The organism is Escherichia sp. WS1450 (assembly GCF_046487395.1).
Classification (GTDB): Bacteria; Pseudomonadota; Gammaproteobacteria; order Enterobacterales; family Enterobacteriaceae; genus Escherichia; species Escherichia coli.
Genome location: NZ_JBJQJO010000012.1, coordinates 77,987 through 96,255, shown reverse-complemented (window position 1 = coordinate 96,255; position 18,269 = coordinate 77,987). Strand labels below are relative to the sequence as shown.

At 50.7% G+C, this 18,269-nt stretch carries 15 protein-coding genes; 9 read left to right on the top strand and 6 right to left on the bottom strand.

The genetic code is table 11. The features are described from left to right. Position 1 precedes the first annotated feature (1 nt). The 4 genes from sirB2 to hemA are packed head-to-tail and all read right to left on the bottom strand — an operon-like array spanning position 2 to position 3,603. A complete protein-coding gene (gene sirB2 / locus ACJHYR_RS15815) occupies positions 2–394 on the bottom strand; it encodes an invasion regulator SirB2 (protein WP_000151883.1) in 393 nt (130 codons plus the stop codon). Next, complete coding sequence (prmC, locus tag ACJHYR_RS15810; RefSeq protein WP_000456458.1) at positions 391–1,224, bottom strand: peptide chain release factor N(5)-glutamine methyltransferase; 834 nt, start codon at positions 1,222–1,224, stop codon at positions 391–393. The genes sirB2 and prmC overlap by 4 nt, the downstream gene beginning before the upstream one ends. Then, positions 1,224–2,306, bottom strand: coding sequence for a peptide chain release factor 1 (gene prfA, locus ACJHYR_RS15805; RefSeq protein WP_000804726.1), 1,083 nt, complete (start codon positions 2,304–2,306; stop codon positions 1,224–1,226). The genes prmC and prfA overlap by 1 nt, the downstream gene beginning before the upstream one ends. Positions 2,307–2,346: 40 nt before the next feature. Continuing rightward, positions 2,347–3,603: a glutamyl-tRNA reductase gene (gene hemA / locus ACJHYR_RS15800; protein ID WP_001558992.1), complete on the bottom strand. Its 1,257-nt coding sequence runs from the start codon at positions 3,601–3,603 to the stop codon at positions 2,347–2,349. Between the two features lie 213 nt (positions 3,604–3,816). Between hemA and lolB the strand changes: the two genes are divergently transcribed. The 4 genes from lolB (at position 3,817) to dauA (ending at position 8,193) form a co-directional block, all read left to right on the top strand. Continuing rightward, positions 3,817–4,440 carry a lipoprotein insertase outer membrane protein LolB gene (gene lolB / locus ACJHYR_RS15795; RefSeq protein ID WP_001130692.1) on the top strand — a complete coding sequence of 208 codons (624 nt, stop codon included), beginning with the start codon at positions 3,817–3,819 and terminating at the stop codon, positions 4,438–4,440. Next, complete coding sequence (gene ispE, locus ACJHYR_RS15790; RefSeq protein ID WP_001260310.1) at positions 4,440–5,291, top strand: 4-(cytidine 5'-diphospho)-2-C-methyl-D-erythritol kinase; 852 nt, start codon at positions 4,440–4,442, stop codon at positions 5,289–5,291. The genes lolB and ispE overlap by 1 nt, the downstream gene beginning before the upstream one ends. A gap of 150 nt (positions 5,292–5,441) precedes the next feature. Further along, entirely contained in the window at positions 5,442–6,389 is a 948-nt protein-coding gene (prs, locus tag ACJHYR_RS15785; RefSeq protein ID WP_001298109.1) for a ribose-phosphate diphosphokinase, read from the top strand. Positions 6,390–6,513: 124 nt separating this feature from the next. Continuing rightward, on the top strand, positions 6,514–8,193 hold the full coding sequence (dauA, locus tag ACJHYR_RS15780; protein WP_001033362.1) for a C4-dicarboxylic acid transporter DauA: 1,680 nt from the start codon (positions 6,514–6,516) through the stop codon (positions 8,191–8,193). A 54-nt stretch (positions 8,194–8,247) separates the two neighbouring features. Here the strand turns inward: dauA and ychH are convergent, their stop codons facing one another. Then, positions 8,248–8,526 carry a stress-induced protein YchH gene (ychH, locus tag ACJHYR_RS15775; RefSeq protein WP_000823885.1) on the bottom strand — a complete coding sequence of 93 codons (279 nt, stop codon included), beginning with the start codon at positions 8,524–8,526 and terminating at the stop codon, positions 8,248–8,250. Positions 8,527–8,803: 277 nt separating this feature from the next. Here ychH and pth point away from each other — a divergent pair, with 277 nt between their 5' ends. The 3 genes from pth (at position 8,804) to ACJHYR_RS15760 (ending at position 14,307) form a co-directional block, all read left to right on the top strand. Beyond that, positions 8,804–9,388 carry an aminoacyl-tRNA hydrolase gene (pth, locus tag ACJHYR_RS15770; protein ID WP_000152933.1) on the top strand — a complete coding sequence of 195 codons (585 nt, stop codon included), beginning with the start codon at positions 8,804–8,806 and terminating at the stop codon, positions 9,386–9,388. Between the two features lie 116 nt (positions 9,389–9,504). Beyond that, the gene (ychF, locus tag ACJHYR_RS15765) at positions 9,505–10,596 is read left to right on the top strand and encodes a redox-regulated ATPase YchF (protein ID WP_000505866.1); all 1,092 of its coding nucleotides are present in this window, start codon (positions 9,505–9,507) and stop codon (positions 10,594–10,596) included. Between the two features lie 843 nt (positions 10,597–11,439). After that, the gene (locus tag ACJHYR_RS15760) at positions 11,440–14,307 is read left to right on the top strand and encodes an autotransporter outer membrane beta-barrel domain-containing protein (protein ID WP_072837487.1); all 2,868 of its coding nucleotides are present in this window, start codon (positions 11,440–11,442) and stop codon (positions 14,305–14,307) included. 99 nt (positions 14,308–14,406) lie between these two features. Here ACJHYR_RS15760 and dhaR read toward each other — a convergent pair whose 3' ends face one another. Beyond that, positions 14,407–16,326 carry a dihydroxyacetone kinase operon transcriptional regulator DhaR gene (gene dhaR / locus ACJHYR_RS15755; RefSeq protein ID WP_042028509.1) on the bottom strand — a complete coding sequence of 640 codons (1,920 nt, stop codon included), beginning with the start codon at positions 16,324–16,326 and terminating at the stop codon, positions 14,407–14,409. Between the two features lie 227 nt (positions 16,327–16,553). On the opposite strand from dhaR, the gene dhaK reads away from it, so the two are divergent. Both dhaK and dhaL read left to right on the top strand, forming a co-directional pair. Continuing rightward, positions 16,554–17,624 (top strand): dihydroxyacetone kinase subunit DhaK, encoded by a 1,071-nt coding sequence (gene dhaK / locus ACJHYR_RS15750; RefSeq protein WP_000733694.1) that lies wholly within the window; start codon positions 16,554–16,556, stop codon positions 17,622–17,624. 10 nt (positions 17,625–17,634) lie between these two features. Then, positions 17,635–18,267 carry a dihydroxyacetone kinase subunit DhaL gene (dhaL, locus tag ACJHYR_RS15745; protein ID WP_042028510.1) on the top strand — a complete coding sequence of 211 codons (633 nt, stop codon included), beginning with the start codon at positions 17,635–17,637 and terminating at the stop codon, positions 18,265–18,267. Positions 18,268–18,269: the final 2 nt, after the last annotated feature.

The window sequence follows — 18,269 nt, the reverse complement described above, 5'->3', positions numbered from 1 at the left end:
CTTACCCCAGTAACGGTACTTTTGTGGTGGCGAGTTTAATGATGATGTACAGCACCACCAACGCCAGCGGGAAGGCAATAATGCGCGCCTGCTGACTGTGCATACGACGATAATCGAGTGCAATAAAACCCAAAACGATATAAATGATAACTCCAAACAGCTTTTCAGTCAGCCACTGTGCCTGCCCGGAAAATGGCAGGATGTGCGCTTTAGCCATCAACGCAATGCCACTTAACAATAACAGCGTATCGACAACCGGCGGCACAATGCGCGTCCAGCGCGCAAATGCCTGAGGATGCTTCTGATAACGTAGCCAGAAACGTAAGGTTAATAGCCCTACAGAAAGCGCAATGCTAATGAGATGAACGCTAAGCAGTGTAGAAAAAATTGTCATTGATAATAGCGGCCGAGCGTTACGCGCTCGTTATCACCATAGTCCCGACAGGTTTCGACGTCATGATATCCCGCGTGGATAAATGCCTGTCGCACCGCTTCGCCCTGCTGCCAACCATGTTCCAGAAGCAGAAAGCCGCCGGATACCAGCGCGTTACGCGACTGTTCGATGATATGCACGATGTCTGCCATTCCACTGTCTGCCGCAACCAGCGCAGTGAGCGGCTCAAAGCGGACATCGCCTTGTTGAAGATGTGGGTCCTGCTCGTCAATATACGGCGGATTACTGACAATCATCGCAAACTGCTGCCCGGCTAGCGCGCTAAACCAGTCGCTTTGCAGAATATGGATGTTTTTGATCGCCAGATTCTGGGCATTACGTTGCGCCAGAGAGACAGCATCTGGCATACGATCTACAGCGGTAATTTCGCAGTCCGGGCGCTCGCTAGCCAGCGCCAGCGCAATCGCCCCGGTACCCGTCCCGAGATCGAGAATACGGCAAGGTTGTTCAGGCAACCGCGCCAGTGCCTGCTCCACCAGACACTCCGTATCCGGGCGCGGAATTAAGGTCGCTGGCGAAACAAATAACGGCAACGACCAGAATTCTCGCACCCCGGTTAAATGAGCAATGGGTTCACCATCGCGACGACGTGTCAGTAGCGCATCAAGTTGCTGACATTGTTCGTCAGTCAGCTGCGTTTCACCAAAGGCGAGAATAAAAGTACGCCCTTTGCCGGTAACATGCTCCAGCAGGATTTCAGCATCACGCCGCGGGCTTTCGCTCGCCTGAAGTTGGCTTATTGCTTCACGTAACCAGTGTTGATATTCCATTATTCCTGCTCGGACAACGCCGCCAGTTGGTCGGCCTGATGTTCCTGGATAATCGGTTCAATCAGCATATCCAGCTTACCTTCCATCACTTCATCCAGGCGGTAGAGCGTCAGGTTGATGCGGTGATCGGTAACGCGCCCCTGCGGGAAGTTGTAAGTACGGTTACGGTCGCTGCGATCGCCACTCCCCAGCAGGTTACGACGGGTAGACGCTTCGGCCTGTTGCCGTTTTGCCATTTCTGCAGCGTGGATGCGAGCACCGAGTACAGAAAGTGCTTTAGCTTTGTTTTTATGTTGTGAACGTTCGTCCTGACATTCAACAACAATCCCGGTCGGCAAGTGAGTAATACGAATTGCCGAATCGGTGGTGTTAACGTGCTGACCACCCGCCCCTGACGAGCGGAAAGTATCAATGCGCAAATCTGCCGGGTTGATGTCCGGCAGTTCTGCGTCAGGCAGTTCTGGCATTACCGCAACGGTACAAGCAGAAGTATGAATACGCCCCTGCGATTCCGTAGCAGGAACACGTTGCACGCGATGACCGCCAGATTCGAATTTCAAACGACCATATACACCATCACCGCTAATTTTGGCGATGATCTCTTTATAACCACCATGTTCACCCTCGCTGGCGCTCATGATTTCTACCCGCCAGCGGCGGGCTTCGGCATAACGGCTGTACATACGGAACAGATCGCCTGCGAACAGCGCCGCTTCGTCGCCGCCGGTTCCGGCACGGACTTCGAGGAAGGCGTTACGTTCGTCATCAGGATCTTTTGGTAGTAACAGAACCTGTAATTGCTGTTCCAGTTGCTCGCTTTTTTCTTTAGCTTCACGCAGTTCATCCTGCGCCATCTCACGCATTTCAGGATCGTCGAGCATCATCTGTGCGGTTTCGATATCTTCCTGAACCTGTTGCCAGTCGGTAAAACAGCGCGAAACATCACTTAACTGCGCATATTCGCGTGATAATGCGCGAAAACGTTCCTGGTCGGCGATAGTTTGCGCGTCACCCAGCAACGCCTGAACTTCTTCATGGCGTTCATGCAGGGCTTCCAGTTTGGCAACGATAGAAGGCTTCATAGGCGTAAATGCACCCTGTAAAAAAGAAAATGATGTACTGCTACTCCAGCCCGAGGCTGTCGCGCAGAATATTCAGGCGTTCGTTATCCCCGTCACGGGCGGCCTGTTGAAGTGATTTCGTTGGCGCATGGATCAAGCGGTTAGTCAGTTTCCATGCCAGATCCTGCATAATGGCTTGTGCGTCGCCGCCCTGTTCAAGGGCCGCTAACGCTTTAGTGGTTAACTCATCGCGAACTTGCTCTGCCTGGCTGCGATACTCGCGAATAGTTTCGCTGGCGCTTTGTGCACGCAGCCACGCCATAAATTCGCTGGTTTCCTGAGCGACAATAGTTTCCGCCTCAACCGCTGCGGCTTTACGCTGCGCCAGGTTGTGCGAAATGATGCTTTGCAGATCATCAACGCTATAAAGATAAGCATTCGCCAGTTTGCCAACTTCCGGCTCAACATCGCGCGGAACGGCAATATCCACCAACAGCATTGGTTGGTTGCGACGGCTTTTTAATGCCCGCTCCACCATGCCTTTACCGATAATCGGTAACGGGCTTGCAGTTGAACTAATGATGATATCGGCTTCGCGCAGACGCTCGTCGATATCACTCAGGGCAATAACTTCCGCGCCGACTTCATCTGCCAGAATTTGGGCACGTTCGCGAGTGCGGTTGGCGATAATCATCTTCTGTACTTTATGTTCGCGCAGATGACGCGCTACCAGCTCGATGGTTTCGCCCGCGCCTACCAGCAACACTGTGACCGTAGAGAGCGATTCAAAGATCTGCCGCGCCAGCGTACAAGCCGCAAAAGCGACAGACACAGCGCTGGCACCGATATCTGTTTCAGTGCGAACGCGTTTCGCTACAGAGAAAGATTTTTGGAACATGCGTTCCAGTTCGCTGGCCTTCATATGGCCTTTTTGCGAATCGGCAAACGCTTTTTTAACCTGACCGAGGATCTGCGGCTCCCCCAAAACCAGTGAATCCAGGCCGCTGGCAACACGCATTAAATGGCTAACCGCGTCGTTATCCTGATGCCAGTAGAGGCTTTTACGCAGATCTTCTTCATTAAGATTGTGATAATCGCAAAGCCAGCGGATTAACGCCTCTTGCAGGTTATCCTGCTCTTCAACGCTAAGGTAAAGTTCCGTGCGATTGCACGTCGACAGCACCACGCCGCCCTGCACCATCGGCTGCGCAAGCAGGCTGTCAAGCGCCTGATCGAGCTTATCCGGCGAAAACGATACACGTTCTCGCAGCGATACAGGTGCCGTTTTATGGTTGATACCGAGTGCTAAAAGGGTCATGTCTGCGGGAAATAATACCAACGTTGATAGGGTTAGTCTGCTTGCATCATACAGGATGCGTAAGATCAATAAAAGAGAGCGCCCCCTTTTGGAGTAATTGCCGAAAGCCGTTAGATTCTGGCAATTAAGACAACTTGAACATAGACGATAGCGGACGGTAACGCTAGCATTAAGGGTTATAACTGCAACGTATCTCAAGGACTTGTCATCACTATGCCCCTGCCCGATTTTCGTCTTATCCGCCTGCTACCGCTGGCTGCTCTTGTGCTCACTGCCTGTTCCGTTACCACGCCCAAAGGTCCTGGCAAAAGCCCGGATTCGCCACAATGGCGTCAGCATCAGCAAGACGTGCGCAATCTTAATCAGTATCAAACTCGCGGCGCGTTCGCTTATATTTCTGACCAACAAAAAGTGTACGCCCGTTTCTTCTGGCAGCAAACCGGCCAGGATCGCTACCGTCTGCTGCTGACTAACCCATTGGGCAGCACGGAACTGGAGCTGAATGCTCAACCGGGTAACGTGCAGTTAGTCGACAATAAAGGTCAGCGTTATACCGCCGATGACGCCGAAGAGATGATTGGCAAATTGACCGGAATGCCGATTCCGCTCAACAGTTTGCGCCAGTGGATTTTAGGTTTACCGGGTGATGCAACCGACTACAAACTGGACGACCAGTACCGCCTGAGCGAAATCACCTACAGCCAGAATGGCAAAAACTGGAAGGTTGTTTATGGTGGTTATGACACCAAAACGCAACCTGCGATGCCAGCCAATATGGAGCTCACCGACGGTGGTCAACGCATCAAGTTAAAAATGGATAACTGGATAGTGAAATAATGCGGACACAGTGGCCCTCTCCGGCAAAACTTAATCTGTTTTTATACATTACCGGTCAGCGTGCGGATGGTTACCACACGCTGCAAACGCTGTTTCAGTTTCTTGATTACGGCGACACCATCAACATTGAGCTTCGTGACGATGGGGATATTCGTCTGTTAACGCCCGTTGAAGGCGTGGAACATGAAGATAACCTGATCGTTCGCGCAGCGCGGTTATTGATGAAAACTGCGGCAGACAGCGGGCGTCTTCCGACGGGAAGCGGTGCGAATATCAGCATTGACAAGCGTTTGCCGATGGGCGGCGGTCTCGGCGGTGGTTCATCCAATGCCGCGACGGTCCTGGTGGCATTAAATCATCTCTGGCAATGCGGGCTAAGCATGGATGAGCTGGCGGAAATGGGACTGACGCTGGGCGCAGATGTTCCTGTCTTTGTACGTGGTCATGCCGCGTTTGCCGAAGGCGTTGGTGAAATACTAACGCCGGTGGATCCGCCAGAGAAGTGGTATCTGGTGGCGCACCCTGGTGTAAGTATTCCGACTCCGGTGATTTTTAAAGATCCTGAACTCCCGCGCAATACGCCAAAAAGGTCAATAGAAACGTTGCTAAAATGTGAATTCAGCAATGATTGCGAGGTTATCGCAAGAAAACGTTTTCGCGAGGTTGATGCGGTGCTTTCCTGGCTGTTAGAATACGCCCCGTCGCGCCTGACTGGGACAGGGGCCTGTGTCTTTGCTGAATTTGATACAGAGTCTGAAGCCCGCCAGGTGCTAGAGCAAGCCCCGGAATGGCTCAATGGCTTTGTGGCGAAAGGCGTTAATCTTTCCCCATTGCACAGAGCCATGCTTTAAGCCGGGCAAGCTGAGTTTCGGTGACAACGTCACCTTGTTCCAGACGTTGCATCGCGCTCTTTAATACACCGCCTGGAAAGAATCATGCCTGGCCCGCACAGTTTTCGGCAGATTCTTTCCACCAATGGACGCATGCCTGAGGTTCTTCTCGTGCCTGATATGAAGCTTTTTGCTGGTAACGCCACCCCGGAACTAGCACAACGTATTGCCAACCGCCTGTACACTTCACTCGGCGACGCCGCTGTAGGTCGCTTTAGCGACGGCGAAGTCAGCGTACAAATTAACGAAAATGTACGCGGTGGTGATATTTTCATCATCCAGTCCACTTGTGCCCCTACTAACGACAACCTGATGGAATTAGTCGTTATGGTTGATGCCCTGCGTCGTGCTTCCGCAGGTCGTATCACCGCTGTTATCCCCTACTTTGGCTATGCGCGCCAGGACCGTCGCGTCCGTTCCGCTCGTGTACCAATCACTGCGAAAGTGGTTGCAGACTTCCTCTCCAGCGTCGGTGTTGACCGTGTGCTGACAGTGGATCTGCACGCTGAACAGATTCAGGGTTTCTTCGACGTTCCGGTTGATAACGTATTTGGTAGCCCGATCCTGCTGGAAGACATGCTGCAGCTGAATCTGGATAACCCAATTGTGGTTTCTCCGGACATCGGCGGCGTTGTGCGTGCCCGCGCTATCGCTAAGCTGCTGAACGATACCGATATGGCAATCATCGACAAACGTCGTCCGCGTGCGAACGTTTCCCAGGTGATGCATATCATCGGTGACGTTGCAGGTCGTGACTGCGTACTGGTCGATGATATGATCGATACTGGCGGTACGCTGTGTAAAGCTGCTGAAGCTCTGAAAGAACGTGGTGCTAAACGTGTATTTGCGTACGCGACTCACCCGATCTTCTCTGGCAACGCGGCGAACAACCTGCGTAACTCTGTAATTGATGAAGTCGTTGTCTGCGATACCATTCCGCTGAGCGATGAAATCAAATCACTGCCGAACGTGCGTACTCTGACCCTGTCAGGTATGCTGGCCGAAGCGATTCGTCGTATCAGCAACGAAGAATCGATCTCTGCCATGTTCGAACACTAATCGAACCCGGCTCAAAGACCCGCTGCGGCGGGTTTTTTTGTCTGTAATATCCATTTGTATGACCTATGCCTCCTTCACCTGCCATTTAGTTGACAGATGATGCGCTCACGGATGAAACATTATTGTGAACAAAATATTTTCCTCACATGTGATGCCTTTCCGCGCTCTGATCGACGCTTGCTGGAAAGAAAAATATACTGCCGCACGGTTTACCCGTGACCTGATTGCCGGGATAACCGTCGGGATTATTGCTATCCCGCTGGCAATGGCGTTGGCTATTGGTAGTGGTGTGGCACCCCAGTACGGTTTATATACCGCAGCTGTTGCGGGGATTGTCATTGCTCTGACGGGTGGGTCACGCTTTAGCGTTTCCGGTCCGACTGCGGCATTTGTGGTAATTCTCTATCCCGTTTCGCAACAGTTTGGACTGGCAGGACTGCTGGTCGCGACACTCATGTCAGGTGTCTTTTTGATCCTGATGGGGCTGGCACGTTTTGGACGCTTGATTGAATATATTCCGGTTTCCGTGACCTTAGGTTTCACCTCGGGTATCGGGATCACCATCGGTACCATGCAGATTAAAGATTTTCTCGGTCTGCAAATGGCCCATGTCCCGGAGCATTATCTACAAAAAGTCGGCGCATTATTTATGGCGTTGCCGACCATTAATGTGGGTGATGCTGCCATTGGCATTGTGACGCTTGGCATTCTGGTTTTCTGGCCGCGTCTGGGCATTCGTTTGCCTGGTCACCTTCCGGCCTTGCTGGCTGGTTGCGCGGTGATGGGGATTGTTAACCTGCTCGGCGGACATGTAGCTACCATCGGTTCGCAATTCCACTACGTTCTGGCCGATGGTTCTCAGGGTAACGGTATTCCGCAATTGCTGCCACAACTGGTGCTGCCGTGGGATCTACCTGATTCAGAATTCACGCTAACCTGGGATTCTATTCGCACACTGCTGCCTGCGGCATTCTCAATGGCAATGCTCGGCGCAATCGAATCTCTGCTCTGCGCCGTGGTACTGGATGGTATGACCGGAACGAAACACAAAGCGAACAGCGAACTGGTTGGACAGGGACTGGGGAATATCATCGCCCCGTTCTTTGGTGGTATTACCGCTACAGCTGCCATCGCGCGCTCTGCCGCTAACGTCCGTGCCGGGGCAACTTCCCCTATCTCGGCGGTGATCCACTCTATTCTGGTTATTCTTGCCCTGCTGGTACTGGCACCGCTGCTCTCCTGGCTGCCGCTTTCCGCCATGGCTGCCCTGCTGTTGATGGTGGCGTGGAACATGAGTGAAGCGCACAAAGTGGTCGACTTGCTGCGTCATGCGCCGAAAGATGACATCATCGTCATGCTGCTGTGCATGTCGCTGACTGTGCTGTTTGATATGGTTATTGCCATCAGCGTGGGGATCGTGCTGGCATCGCTACTGTTTATGCGTCGTATCGCACGTATGACTCGCCTGGCACCGGTAGTCGTAGACGTTCCAGACGATGTTCTGGTTCTGCGCGTTATTGGTCCGCTGTTTTTTGCTGCCGCTGAAGGCTTGTTCACGGACCTGGAGTCACGTCTTGAAGGCAAACGGATTGTGATTCTGAAGTGGGATGCCGTTCCGGTACTTGATGCTGGTGGTCTTGATGCGTTCCAGCGTTTTGTGAAGCGTCTGCCCGAAGGATGTGAACTGCGCGTGTGCAACCTGGAATTCCAGCCACTGCGCACTATGGCTCGCGCAGGCATTCAACCGATCCCGGGCCGCCTTGCTTTCTTCCCGAATCGTCGCGCGGCGATGGCGGATTTATAAGTACGAGATTGACCAGTCAGCGCAAACTGACTGGTCAGCAAACTGCATTATTTGTTAGCTATGACGGCGATTATCGCTACGGCGGCAACGTTTGTCATAGTGGCGAACCCACCAGTAACGGTCGCACACCTGTTCATGCCCGCCAACACGGGCACCCGCCAGCCAGAGAATGGCACCGACGAAAATACTTAGCACTGCACCATGTGCGAAATACTGGGGCATATTAAACTGTGGTAACTGGTTGAGGATTGAATACCCCACGCCGACCACCATTACCACCAGACCCAACCCCATGAGCACGTTACCGAGTAACGAAGCGTTTTTGCGTTTCATATGTCACCTCCGGAACTTTCTGGGTTGTAACAGGGAATACCCCTCTTCCTTATGTGTAAAGTATAGACAACACCCTGTGGGTTATGTGCGGGCGTGATCACAATTACAACCCTTATTTCAACAAAACTTTACAAATAAACGCCTGAACACCTTGACTTTCTAATAGTCCACTCAGGCAATTATTGCGTTATCTGCATTTGATACGCAGTTTTTTGTCAAGCGGGGCCGCAACCAGTAAACTACGCGCCAGTTATGTACACACTCAGGACAAAAAAACGTGACGATTAAATTGATTGTCGGCCTGGCGAACCCCGGCGCTGAATACGCCGCAACGCGACATAATGCTGGTGCCTGGTTCGTTGACTTACTGGCAGAGCGATTGCGCGCTCCGCTGCGCGAAGAGGCTAAATTCTTTGGTTATACTTCGCGAGTCACCCTTGGAGGCGAAGATGTCCGCCTGTTAGTCCCGACTACATTTATGAATCTCAGCGGCAAAGCCGTTGCGGCGATGGCCAGTTTTTTCCGCATTAATCCGGACGAAATTCTGGTGGCCCACGACGAACTGGATCTGCCTCCTGGCGTCGCCAAATTTAAGTTGGGCGGTGGCCATGGTGGTCACAATGGACTGAAAGACATCATCAGTAAATTGGGTAATAACCCTAACTTTCACCGTTTACGCATCGGAATCGGTCATCCGGGCGATAAAAATAAAGTTGTTGGTTTTGTATTAGGCAAACCGCCTGTTAGTGAACAGAAGTTAATTGATGAAGCCATCGACGAAGCGGCGCGTTGTACTGAAATGTGGTTTACAGATGGCTTGACCAAAGCAACGAACCGATTGCACGCCTTTAAAGCGCAATAAGTCGTTGTCTGCGGCATTTTTGCCGAGTGCCGTGTATAATAGGCAAAGTTATTTCCATTTCTGCAATCTGTTAGCAATAACAGGTTGATTATTAAGATATTAAGGTGATTTAAATCATGGGATTCAAATGCGGTATCGTCGGTTTGCCCAACGTCGGGAAATCTACCCTGTTCAACGCGCTGACCAAAGCCGGTATTGAAGCGGCCAACTTTCCATTCTGCACCATCGAGCCGAACACAGGCGTCGTACCAATGCCTGACCCTCGCCTGGATCAACTGGCTGAAATCGTAAAACCGCAGCGTACGCTTCCCACGACCATGGAATTTGTCGATATCGCCGGTCTGGTAAAAGGCGCATCGAAAGGCGAAGGTCTGGGTAACCAGTTCCTGACCAACATCCGTGAAACCGAAGCGATCGGTCACGTTGTTCGCTGCTTTGAAAATGACAACATCATTCACGTTTCCGGCAAAGTTAACCCGGCTGATGATATTGAAGTTATCAACACCGAACTGGCGCTGGCAGACCTCGACACCTGCGAACGTGCGATTCATCGCGTACAGAAGAAAGCCAAAGGTGGCGATAAAGACGCGAAAGCTGAGCTGGCGGTCCTGGAAAAATGCCTGCCCCAGCTGGAAAACGCAGGTATGCTGCGCGCGCTGGATTTAAGCGCTGAAGAGAAAGCGGCTATTCGTTACCTGAGCTTCCTGACGCTGAAACCAACAATGTACATCGCCAACGTCAACGAAGACGGTTTTGAAAACAACCCGTATCTTGACCAGGTGCGTGAAATCGCGGCGAAAGAAGGTTCTGTTGTGGTTCCGGTTTGTGCTGCAGTTGAAGCAGACATTGCCGAACTGGACGACGAAGAACGTGACGAGTTTATGCAGGAGCTTGGGCTGGAAGAGCCGGGCCTGAACCGTGTGATCCGTGCCGGTTATAAGCTGCTGAACCTGCAAACTTACTTCACCGCTGGGGTGAAAGAAGTACGTGCATGGACCATTCCGGTTGGTGCAACCGCGCCGCAGGCCGCTGGCAAAATCCATACTGATTTTGAAAAAGGCTTTATCCGTGCACAAACTATTTCGTTCGAAGATTTCATCACTTACAAAGGTGAACAAGGCGCGAAAGAAGCAGGCAAAATGCGTGCAGAAGGCAAAGATTACATCGTTAAAGATGGCGATGTAATGAACTTCCTGTTCAACGTCTAATTAATTTGTTGTCTCATGAGGTTTCGCTAAATCTCATGAAGAGCGCAAAAGTATATAAAATCCACGCAATTGCGTGGATTTTTCATTTCACCGAGTCCTAACCATTCTTATAACATCCTACACTTTTGTGCTTATTGCCTATAGTGAACCACGAGAATAATTAAAGACATAAGTGTTCAGATGAGGGATATCTCATTAGCAATGAGATAACGTAAGTTTGTGTTCCACTCCACATCAGCCCCCTTCACAGCTGATCAATATTGATTACGCTCCAGTATGCTGGCGAGAAAAGGACTTGCCTGAAGGGCAATATCCAGCAGATAAAGCCCCCGAATAACGTGATTACGTGCGTTCCTGGCAAGATGAAAATGATAACCAGTAGCACGATAATAACGATAAGCCAGAAAATCCATTGATCAAAAATGAATATCGATGTTTTTTGCTTTTTCTTATTAGTAATGCAAAAATGGCTCATATTGTTTTTGTTATGCAGATACATCAAGCGAAAATCCCATAACCAATTAGGATTATTACCAAAAATATTCACCAAATTATTTAACCGCTGTTTGTTGTAATGTTTTTGTCATATTCATTGTAACGAATTGGAATAAGTAACGACAACTTAGGGAATAACTCGATCTAAACTCACCTTTGTAAGGGGGATGTTAAATATATATTAATTCCTGTGTTCCTGATTTTGCCCGGTAATAGAGAATTATTCTCAGAGCAGCTCATCATGATTGCACCATACAAATATCATGATGATAAGAGGATATTATTCATTGACTTAAACAAAATGACAAAATCCATAGACCCATAGCCTGGGTACTATATAGGAGTGGTATGGGCATCAAACAACACAATGGGAATACCAAAGCCGATCGTCTCGCTGAATTAAAAATCCGTTCGCCCTCCATTCAACTGATAAAATATGGCGCTATTGGTTTGAATGCAATTATCTTTTCCCCCCTGCTGATAGCTGCTGATTTAGGAAGTCAAAATGGCACCAATATTACCATTAGTGATGGTGACAGAATTACAGGAGATACCGCCGATCCATCAGGAAACCTATATGGTGTAATGACCCCAGCAGGAAACACGCCTGGCAATATCAACCTGGGTAATGATGTCACCGTCAATGTCAACGACGCCTCTGGATATGCAAAGGGAATCGTTATTCAGGGCAAGAACAGCTCCCTGACAGCTAACCAACTTACAGTAGATGTTGTTGGTCAAACCTCTGCCATCGGCATTAATTTAATTGGTGACTATACCCATGCTGACTTAGGCACAGGCAGCACCATTAAGAGTAACGATGACGGCATCATTATTGGACATAGCTCAACACTAACAGCCACTCAATTCACCATTGAAAACTCGAACGGTATAGGCCTAACCATCAATGACTATGGCACCAGTGTCGATCTTGGAAGCGGAAGTAAAATCAAGACCGATGGAAGTACAGGTGTTTATATCGGTGGTCTCAACGGCAATAACGCCAATGGTGCTGCGCGTTTTACGGCGACAGACCTGACAATCGATGTTCAGGGCTACAGCGCCATGGGGATAAACGTACAGAAAAACTCTGTTGTCGATCTCGGAACAAACAGTTCCATTAAAACCAATGGCGATAATGCACACGGCCTCTGGAGCTTTGGCCAGGTGAGCGCGAATGCACTCACTGTTGATGTAACTGGAGCCGCGGCAAATGGCGTCGAAGTTCGTGGTGGTACAACCACTATCGGTGCTGATAGCCATATTTCTTCCGCGCAGGGCGGTGGCCTCGTAACCAGTGGTTCAGACGCGACAATCAATTTTTCTGGCACGGCAGCGCAACGAAACAGCATCTTTTCCAGCGGTTCTTATGGTGCCTCAGCCCAGACGGCAACGGCTGTTGTCAACATGCAAAATACCGATATTACGGTTGATCGTAATGGCAGTCTGGCGCTGGGTTTGTGGGCGCTCAGCGGCGGTAGAATAACCGGAGACAGTTTGGCTATCACCGGCGCGGCAGGAGCCAGGGGGATTTATGCCATGACCAACAGCCAGATCGACCTCACGAGCGATCTGGTCATTGATATGAGTACACCCGACCAGATGGCCATCGCAACGCAACATGACGATGGTTATGCCGCCAGCCGCATCAACGCTTCGGGTCGTATGCTTATCAACGGTAGCGTTCTCTCCAAAGGTGGGCTAATCAATCTGGATATGCACCCTGGGTCGGTTTGGACAGGTTCTTCCCTCAGCGATAATGTCAATGGCGGGAAACTGGACGTTACAATGAATAACAGCGTCTGGAACGTAACAAGTAATTCTAATCTCGACACGCTGGCGCTGAGCCATTCAACTGTCGATTTTGCCAGCCACAAGTCAACTGCCGGCACATTCACCACATTAAACGTAGAGAACCTGAGCGGTAACAGTACCTTTATTATGCGTGCTGATGTTGTTGGCGAGGGTAATGGCGTTAATAATAAAGGGGATTTATTGAATATCAGCGGGAGTAGTGCTGGTAATCACATATTGGCTATCCGTAACCAGGGCAGCGAGGCCACAACGGGAAATGAAGTTCTGACAGTGGTAAAAACCACTGACGGCGCGGCCTCGTTCAGCGCGTCTTCTCAGGTTGAGTTGGGAGGATATCTGTATGATGTGCGTAAAAATGGCACTAACTGGGAGCTCTACGCTTCCGGGACAATTCCGGAGCCGACTCCTAATCCTGAGCCCACACCAGCCCCCGCTCAGCCCCCCATAGTCAACCCCGATCCTACGCCTGCCCCCGCTCCCACGCCTAAACCCACCACGACCGCAGATGCTGGCGGCAATTATCTCAATGTCGGTTACTTATTGAACTATGTTGAAAACCGTACGCTGATGCAACGGATGGGTGACCTGCGAAATCAGAGTAAAGACGGAAATATCTGGCTGCGCAGTTATGGGGGAAGTCTGGACTCCTTCGCCAGTGGCAAACTGAGCGGCTTTGACATGGGTTACAGCGGTATCCAGTTTGGTGGGGATAAACGTATCTCTGATGTAATGCCGTTGTATGTCGGTCTGTATATTGGCTCAACACATGCATCGCCGGACTATAGCGGAGGCGACGGTACCGCACGTTCAGACTACATGGGAATGTATGCCAGTTACATGGCACAAAACGGTTTTTACAGCGATCTCGTAGTAAAAGCATCGCGCCAGAAAAATAGTTTCCACGTACTGGACAGTCAGAACAACGGCGTTAACGCCAACGGCACTGCGAAAGGAATGAGTATCTCCCTGGAAGCCGGGCAGAGGCTCAACCTGTCCCCTACTGGTTATGGGTTCTATATAGAGCCGCAAACCCAGCTCACATACAGCCACCAGAATGAGATGGCTATGAAGGCGAGTAATGGCCTCAATATACATCTGAATCACTACGAATCGCTGCTGGGGCGTGCCAGCATGATACTGGGGTATGACATCACCGCAGGCAACAGCCAGCTGAATGTCTATGTGAAGACTGGCGCTATCCGCGAGTTTTCAGGGGATACCGAATATCTGTTGAACAACTCCCGGGAGAAGTACAGTTTCAAAGGTAATGGCTGGAATAATGGCGTGGGAGTCAGTGCACAGTATAACAAACAGCACACATTCTATCTCGAAGCGGATTACACGCAGGGTAACCTCTTTGATCAGAAGCAAGTCAACGGAGGATATCGCTTCAGCTTTTAAGTGCGGGATAGACAAGCCCTTAAACGATGCTGAAAAATGTTAGCGTGCGCCGGAATGAAATACAGATCTCTCTGATGTATCAGAAATCGTTTCTGTCTTTCATACCCGGCGCTTAAACTGCCCTGCATCAATGCCATGTTGCTTCATTTTCCGCCACAGCGTAGTGCGGCCGATTCCAAGTAAAGCCGACATTTCCTGAATGCGACCGCCTGTGACCTGGGCTGCGTTAATAATTGCCTCTTTTTCAACTTCCGCAAATGACAGACTGGTGGAAAGGCGGGTGGCGCTGACATCATCTGTCGCCTGCTCGGTAAACAGATGTTCAGGTAAATCACTGACGTGAATGCGCCCGTTATCACTACTCAGAGCAAGATTCTCGATGACGCTGTAAAGTTCAAAATCGTTGCCTGGCCATGCACAAGAAACCAGGCGAGCGAGGGCATCGTCATCAATTTTCAGACGCGTAGAGAAGCGTTTTTCAAGACTGCGTAATTTGTTATTCACCAGCGCCGGAATGCTGCCACGCCGCATACGCAGAGGCGGGATGGTAATTTCAAATGCATGCAGCGCGTAATACAGCTGGCGACTAAAGCGATTTTGTTCCACCAGCATTGCCAGGTCCGCGGTCGTTGTGGCAATCACTTTGACATCAATGGGTATTAAACGCCGCGCATCCAGTCGCGTGATAACACCCTGCTTGATAACCTGAAGCAAAGCAGACTGTAACTCCACCGCCAGATATTCAATCTTTTCAAGAAACAGCGTGCCGCCGTGCGCCAGTTCCAGTCGACTCAAACGACCATTTTCATTATCCGTGCGATCGCCACCAATAAATTCTTCCGCCAGCGCCGCATCACCATATAACTCACAATTGACGGCGATATAAGGCCCCGCTGCACGCTCGCTTTCATTATGAATTGCCTGACTTAGCAGTGCCTTACCCACGCCCTCTTCTCCACAAAGCAGGACAGGAAAGCTACTGCGCGCCGCCTGGCGACCAAAATGAATCAAGCGGCGGGTTTGCGGATCCTCTTGTGGCATATGAGCGAAAGTATGGCTGACTTTTCCTAATTGACTGGTCATTAACTGCCGCATCTGTTCCACAGGATGGAGCAACAAAATAAAGCTGGTTCCCTGCGTTTCTATTATCGGTTTAAGGGTTATCACCGCATCAATAAACTGGTGCTGACTTTCAAAGGTTGCTTCTACGTGTTTGAGCGGATGTGCCTGTTTTATTGCTTGTTGCAATACGGCGGGTAACGTTAAGAGTTCAGTGATCGCCCTTCCCTGACTTGCCGTCGCGTCAAGGCGCAAGACCCGCGCCGCCTGGGCATTGATAAATTGCAAATGACCCTGCTCGTCCCAGCTAATCACGCCATCATCCATACTTTCTAACAGGGCATTAAGTTGATTTAAATGACGGTTAGTTTCAGCGAGCAAACTGTCCGTCAGCAGTAAATTACCGACCTCTCGGGCGATTGCCAACGTCAACGGCAAATCAGCTGCGGTAGTTTGCTCAACCGGACACGCCAGCGCTATTGTTCCCGTCAATCGGCCCTTGCTGTCAAACAACGGCGTTGCACAAAAGGCCCAGTTCCAGAGTGCCTGTTTGAAATGTTGATCGGCCATCGTTTTCACGGCCTGACCAGAGATAGCCGCTAACGATAGCGCACAAGTACCAATAATTCCCTCGGCGCAATACGTGCCGTCATTGAATCCCAGTGTACTTAGTTGCTGCAAGGTTTGCGGATCGCCATTACGGCTGAGAATGCAGGCGGTTTCATCGAGGATAAGCAACGCACACTCTCGCGGTGCCATATATTCCCAGGCATCTTCCAGCGCAGCCTGCCCGAGCGTCAGCATCGCTTTCTTACGCCGATAAATAGACGCAAATGTCACGCCCTGGGCCTGGTGTGGTACGTTCCATGTCTCCCGTTTCATCAGCTTATTGCATCTCTCCCAGGAGGTTGCAATTAAGGGAGATATGCCCCGACCATCGTTGTTAAAAGCGCCACTCATATCGCGCATCCCTTATGACAAAAGGTGTTCCGGCTCGCAATTTTAAGTATTAATACACGTAAAAGTTTCAATATGGAACATTCATTAAAGCATATGTTTCACTATGAAACATAATTTGGGCTAATTTTCTTTTCCCTTGCCTGATGCACAATGGATTCATCGGCAGTCAGTGGTCGCCGTGTCGTTGAACATCATCCATGCCCTACCGTAATTGCTGGAGCAAAATAATGAAAAAATTGATCAATGATGTGCAAGACGTACTGGACGAACAACTGGCAGGACTAGCGAAAGCGCATCCATCGCTGACACTGCATCAGGATCCGGTGTATGTCACCCGAGCTGATGCCCCCGTTGCAGGTAAAGTCGCCCTGCTGTCGGGTGGCGGTAGCGGACACGAACCGATGCACTGCGGTTATATCGGTCAGGGGATGCTTTCGGGGGCCTGTCCGGGCGAAATTTTCACCTCACCGACGCCCGATAAAATCTTTGAATGCGCCATGCAAATTGATGGCGGCGAAGGTGTACTGTTGATTATCAAAAATTACACCGGCGATATTCTTAACTTCGAAACAGCAACCGAGTTACTGCACGATAGCGGCGTAAAAGTGACCACTGTGGTCATTGATGACGACGTTGCAGTAAAAGACAGTCTTTATACCGCCGGGCGGCGCGGCGTTGCCAACACCGTATTAATTGAAAAACTCGTAGGCGCAGCGGCGGAGCGTGGCGACTCACTGGACGCCTGTGCGGAACTGGGGCGTAAGTTGAATAATCAAGGCCACTCAATAGGTATTGCTCTCGGTGCCTGTACCGTTCCTGCCGCGGGCAAACCTTCTTTTACCCTGGCGGACAATGAGATGGAGTTTGGCGTCGGCATTCATGGTGAGCCAGGTATTGACCGCCGTCCCTTCTCTTCCCTTGATCAAACCGTCGATGAAATGTTCGACACCCTGCTGGAAAATGGCTCATACCATCGCACTTTGCGTTTCTGGGATTATCAACAAGGCAGCTGGCAGGAAGAACCACAAACCAAACAACCGCTCCAGTCTGGCGATCGGGTGATTGCGCTGGTTAACAATCTTGGCGCAACTCCGCTTTCTGAGCTATACGGCGTCTATAACCGCCTGACCACACGTTGCCAGCAAGCAGGATTGACTATCGAACGTAATTTAATTGGCGCGTACTGCACCTCACTGGATATGACCGGTTTCTCAATCACCTTACTGAAAGTTGATGACGAAACGCTGGCACTCTGGGACGCCCCGGTCCACACCCCGGCCCTTAACTGGGGTAAATAAGGAGATAGCAATGTCACTGAGCAGAACTCAAATTGTTAACTGGCTCACTCGTTGTGGCGATATTTTCAGCACCGAGAGCGAGTATCTTACCGGACTGGATCGCGAAATTGGCGACGCTGACCACGGACTAAATATGAACCGAGGCTTTAGCAAAGTGGTGGAAAAACTCCCTGCTATCGCAGATAAAGATATCGGTTTCATTCTCAAGAATACCGGTATGACGCTACTTTCCAGCGTCGGTGGTGCCAGTGGTCCGCTTTTCGGTACCTTCTTTATCCGCGCCGCACAGGCGACCCAGGCACGGCAAAGCCTGACGCTGGAAGAGCTTTATCAGATGTTCCGCGATGGCGCGGACGGCGTAATCAGTCGCGGTAAAGCCGAACCTGGCGATAAAACCATGTGTGATGTCTGGGTGCCGGTGGTGGAATCGTTACGTCAGTCCAGCGAGCAAAATCTCTCTGTTCCGGCGGCGCTCGACGCTGCCAGTAGCATCGCCGAATCCGCTGCACAAAGTACGATTACGATGCAAGCCCGCAAAGGCCGCGCCAGTTATCTCGGTGAACGCAGTATTGGTCACCAGGATCCCGGCGCGACCTCGGTGATGTTTATGATGCAAATGTTGGCGTTAGCCGCAAAAGAGTAAGG

Excerpts from the sequence above, each read along its gene's own strand:
- sirB2 (WP_000151883.1), bottom strand. The coding sequence starts at position 394 with ATGACAATTTTTTCTACACTGCTTAGCGTTCATCTCATTAGCATTGCG.
- prmC (WP_000456458.1), bottom strand. The coding sequence starts at position 1,224 with ATGGAATATCAACACTGGTTACGTGAAGCAATAAGCCAACTTCAGGCG.
- prfA (WP_000804726.1), bottom strand. The coding sequence starts at position 2,306 with ATGAAGCCTTCTATCGTTGCCAAACTGGAAGCCCTGCATGAACGCCAT.
- hemA (WP_001558992.1), bottom strand. The coding sequence starts at position 3,603 with ATGACCCTTTTAGCACTCGGTATCAACCATAAAACGGCACCTGTATCG.
- lolB (WP_001130692.1), top strand. The coding sequence starts at position 3,817 with ATGCCCCTGCCCGATTTTCGTCTTATCCGCCTGCTACCGCTGGCTGCT.
- ispE (WP_001260310.1), top strand. The coding sequence starts at position 4,440 with ATGCGGACACAGTGGCCCTCTCCGGCAAAACTTAATCTGTTTTTATAC.
- ychH (WP_000823885.1), bottom strand. The coding sequence starts at position 8,526 with ATGAAACGCAAAAACGCTTCGTTACTCGGTAACGTGCTCATGGGGTTG.
- ychF (WP_000505866.1), top strand. The coding sequence starts at position 9,505 with ATGGGATTCAAATGCGGTATCGTCGGTTTGCCCAACGTCGGGAAATCT.
- ACJHYR_RS15760 (WP_072837487.1), top strand. The coding sequence starts at position 11,440 with ATGGGCATCAAACAACACAATGGGAATACCAAAGCCGATCGTCTCGCT.
- dhaR (WP_042028509.1), bottom strand. The coding sequence starts at position 16,326 with ATGAGTGGCGCTTTTAACAACGATGGTCGGGGCATATCTCCCTTAATT.
- dhaK (WP_000733694.1), top strand. The coding sequence starts at position 16,554 with ATGAAAAAATTGATCAATGATGTGCAAGACGTACTGGACGAACAACTG.
- dhaL (WP_042028510.1), top strand. The coding sequence starts at position 17,635 with ATGTCACTGAGCAGAACTCAAATTGTTAACTGGCTCACTCGTTGTGGC.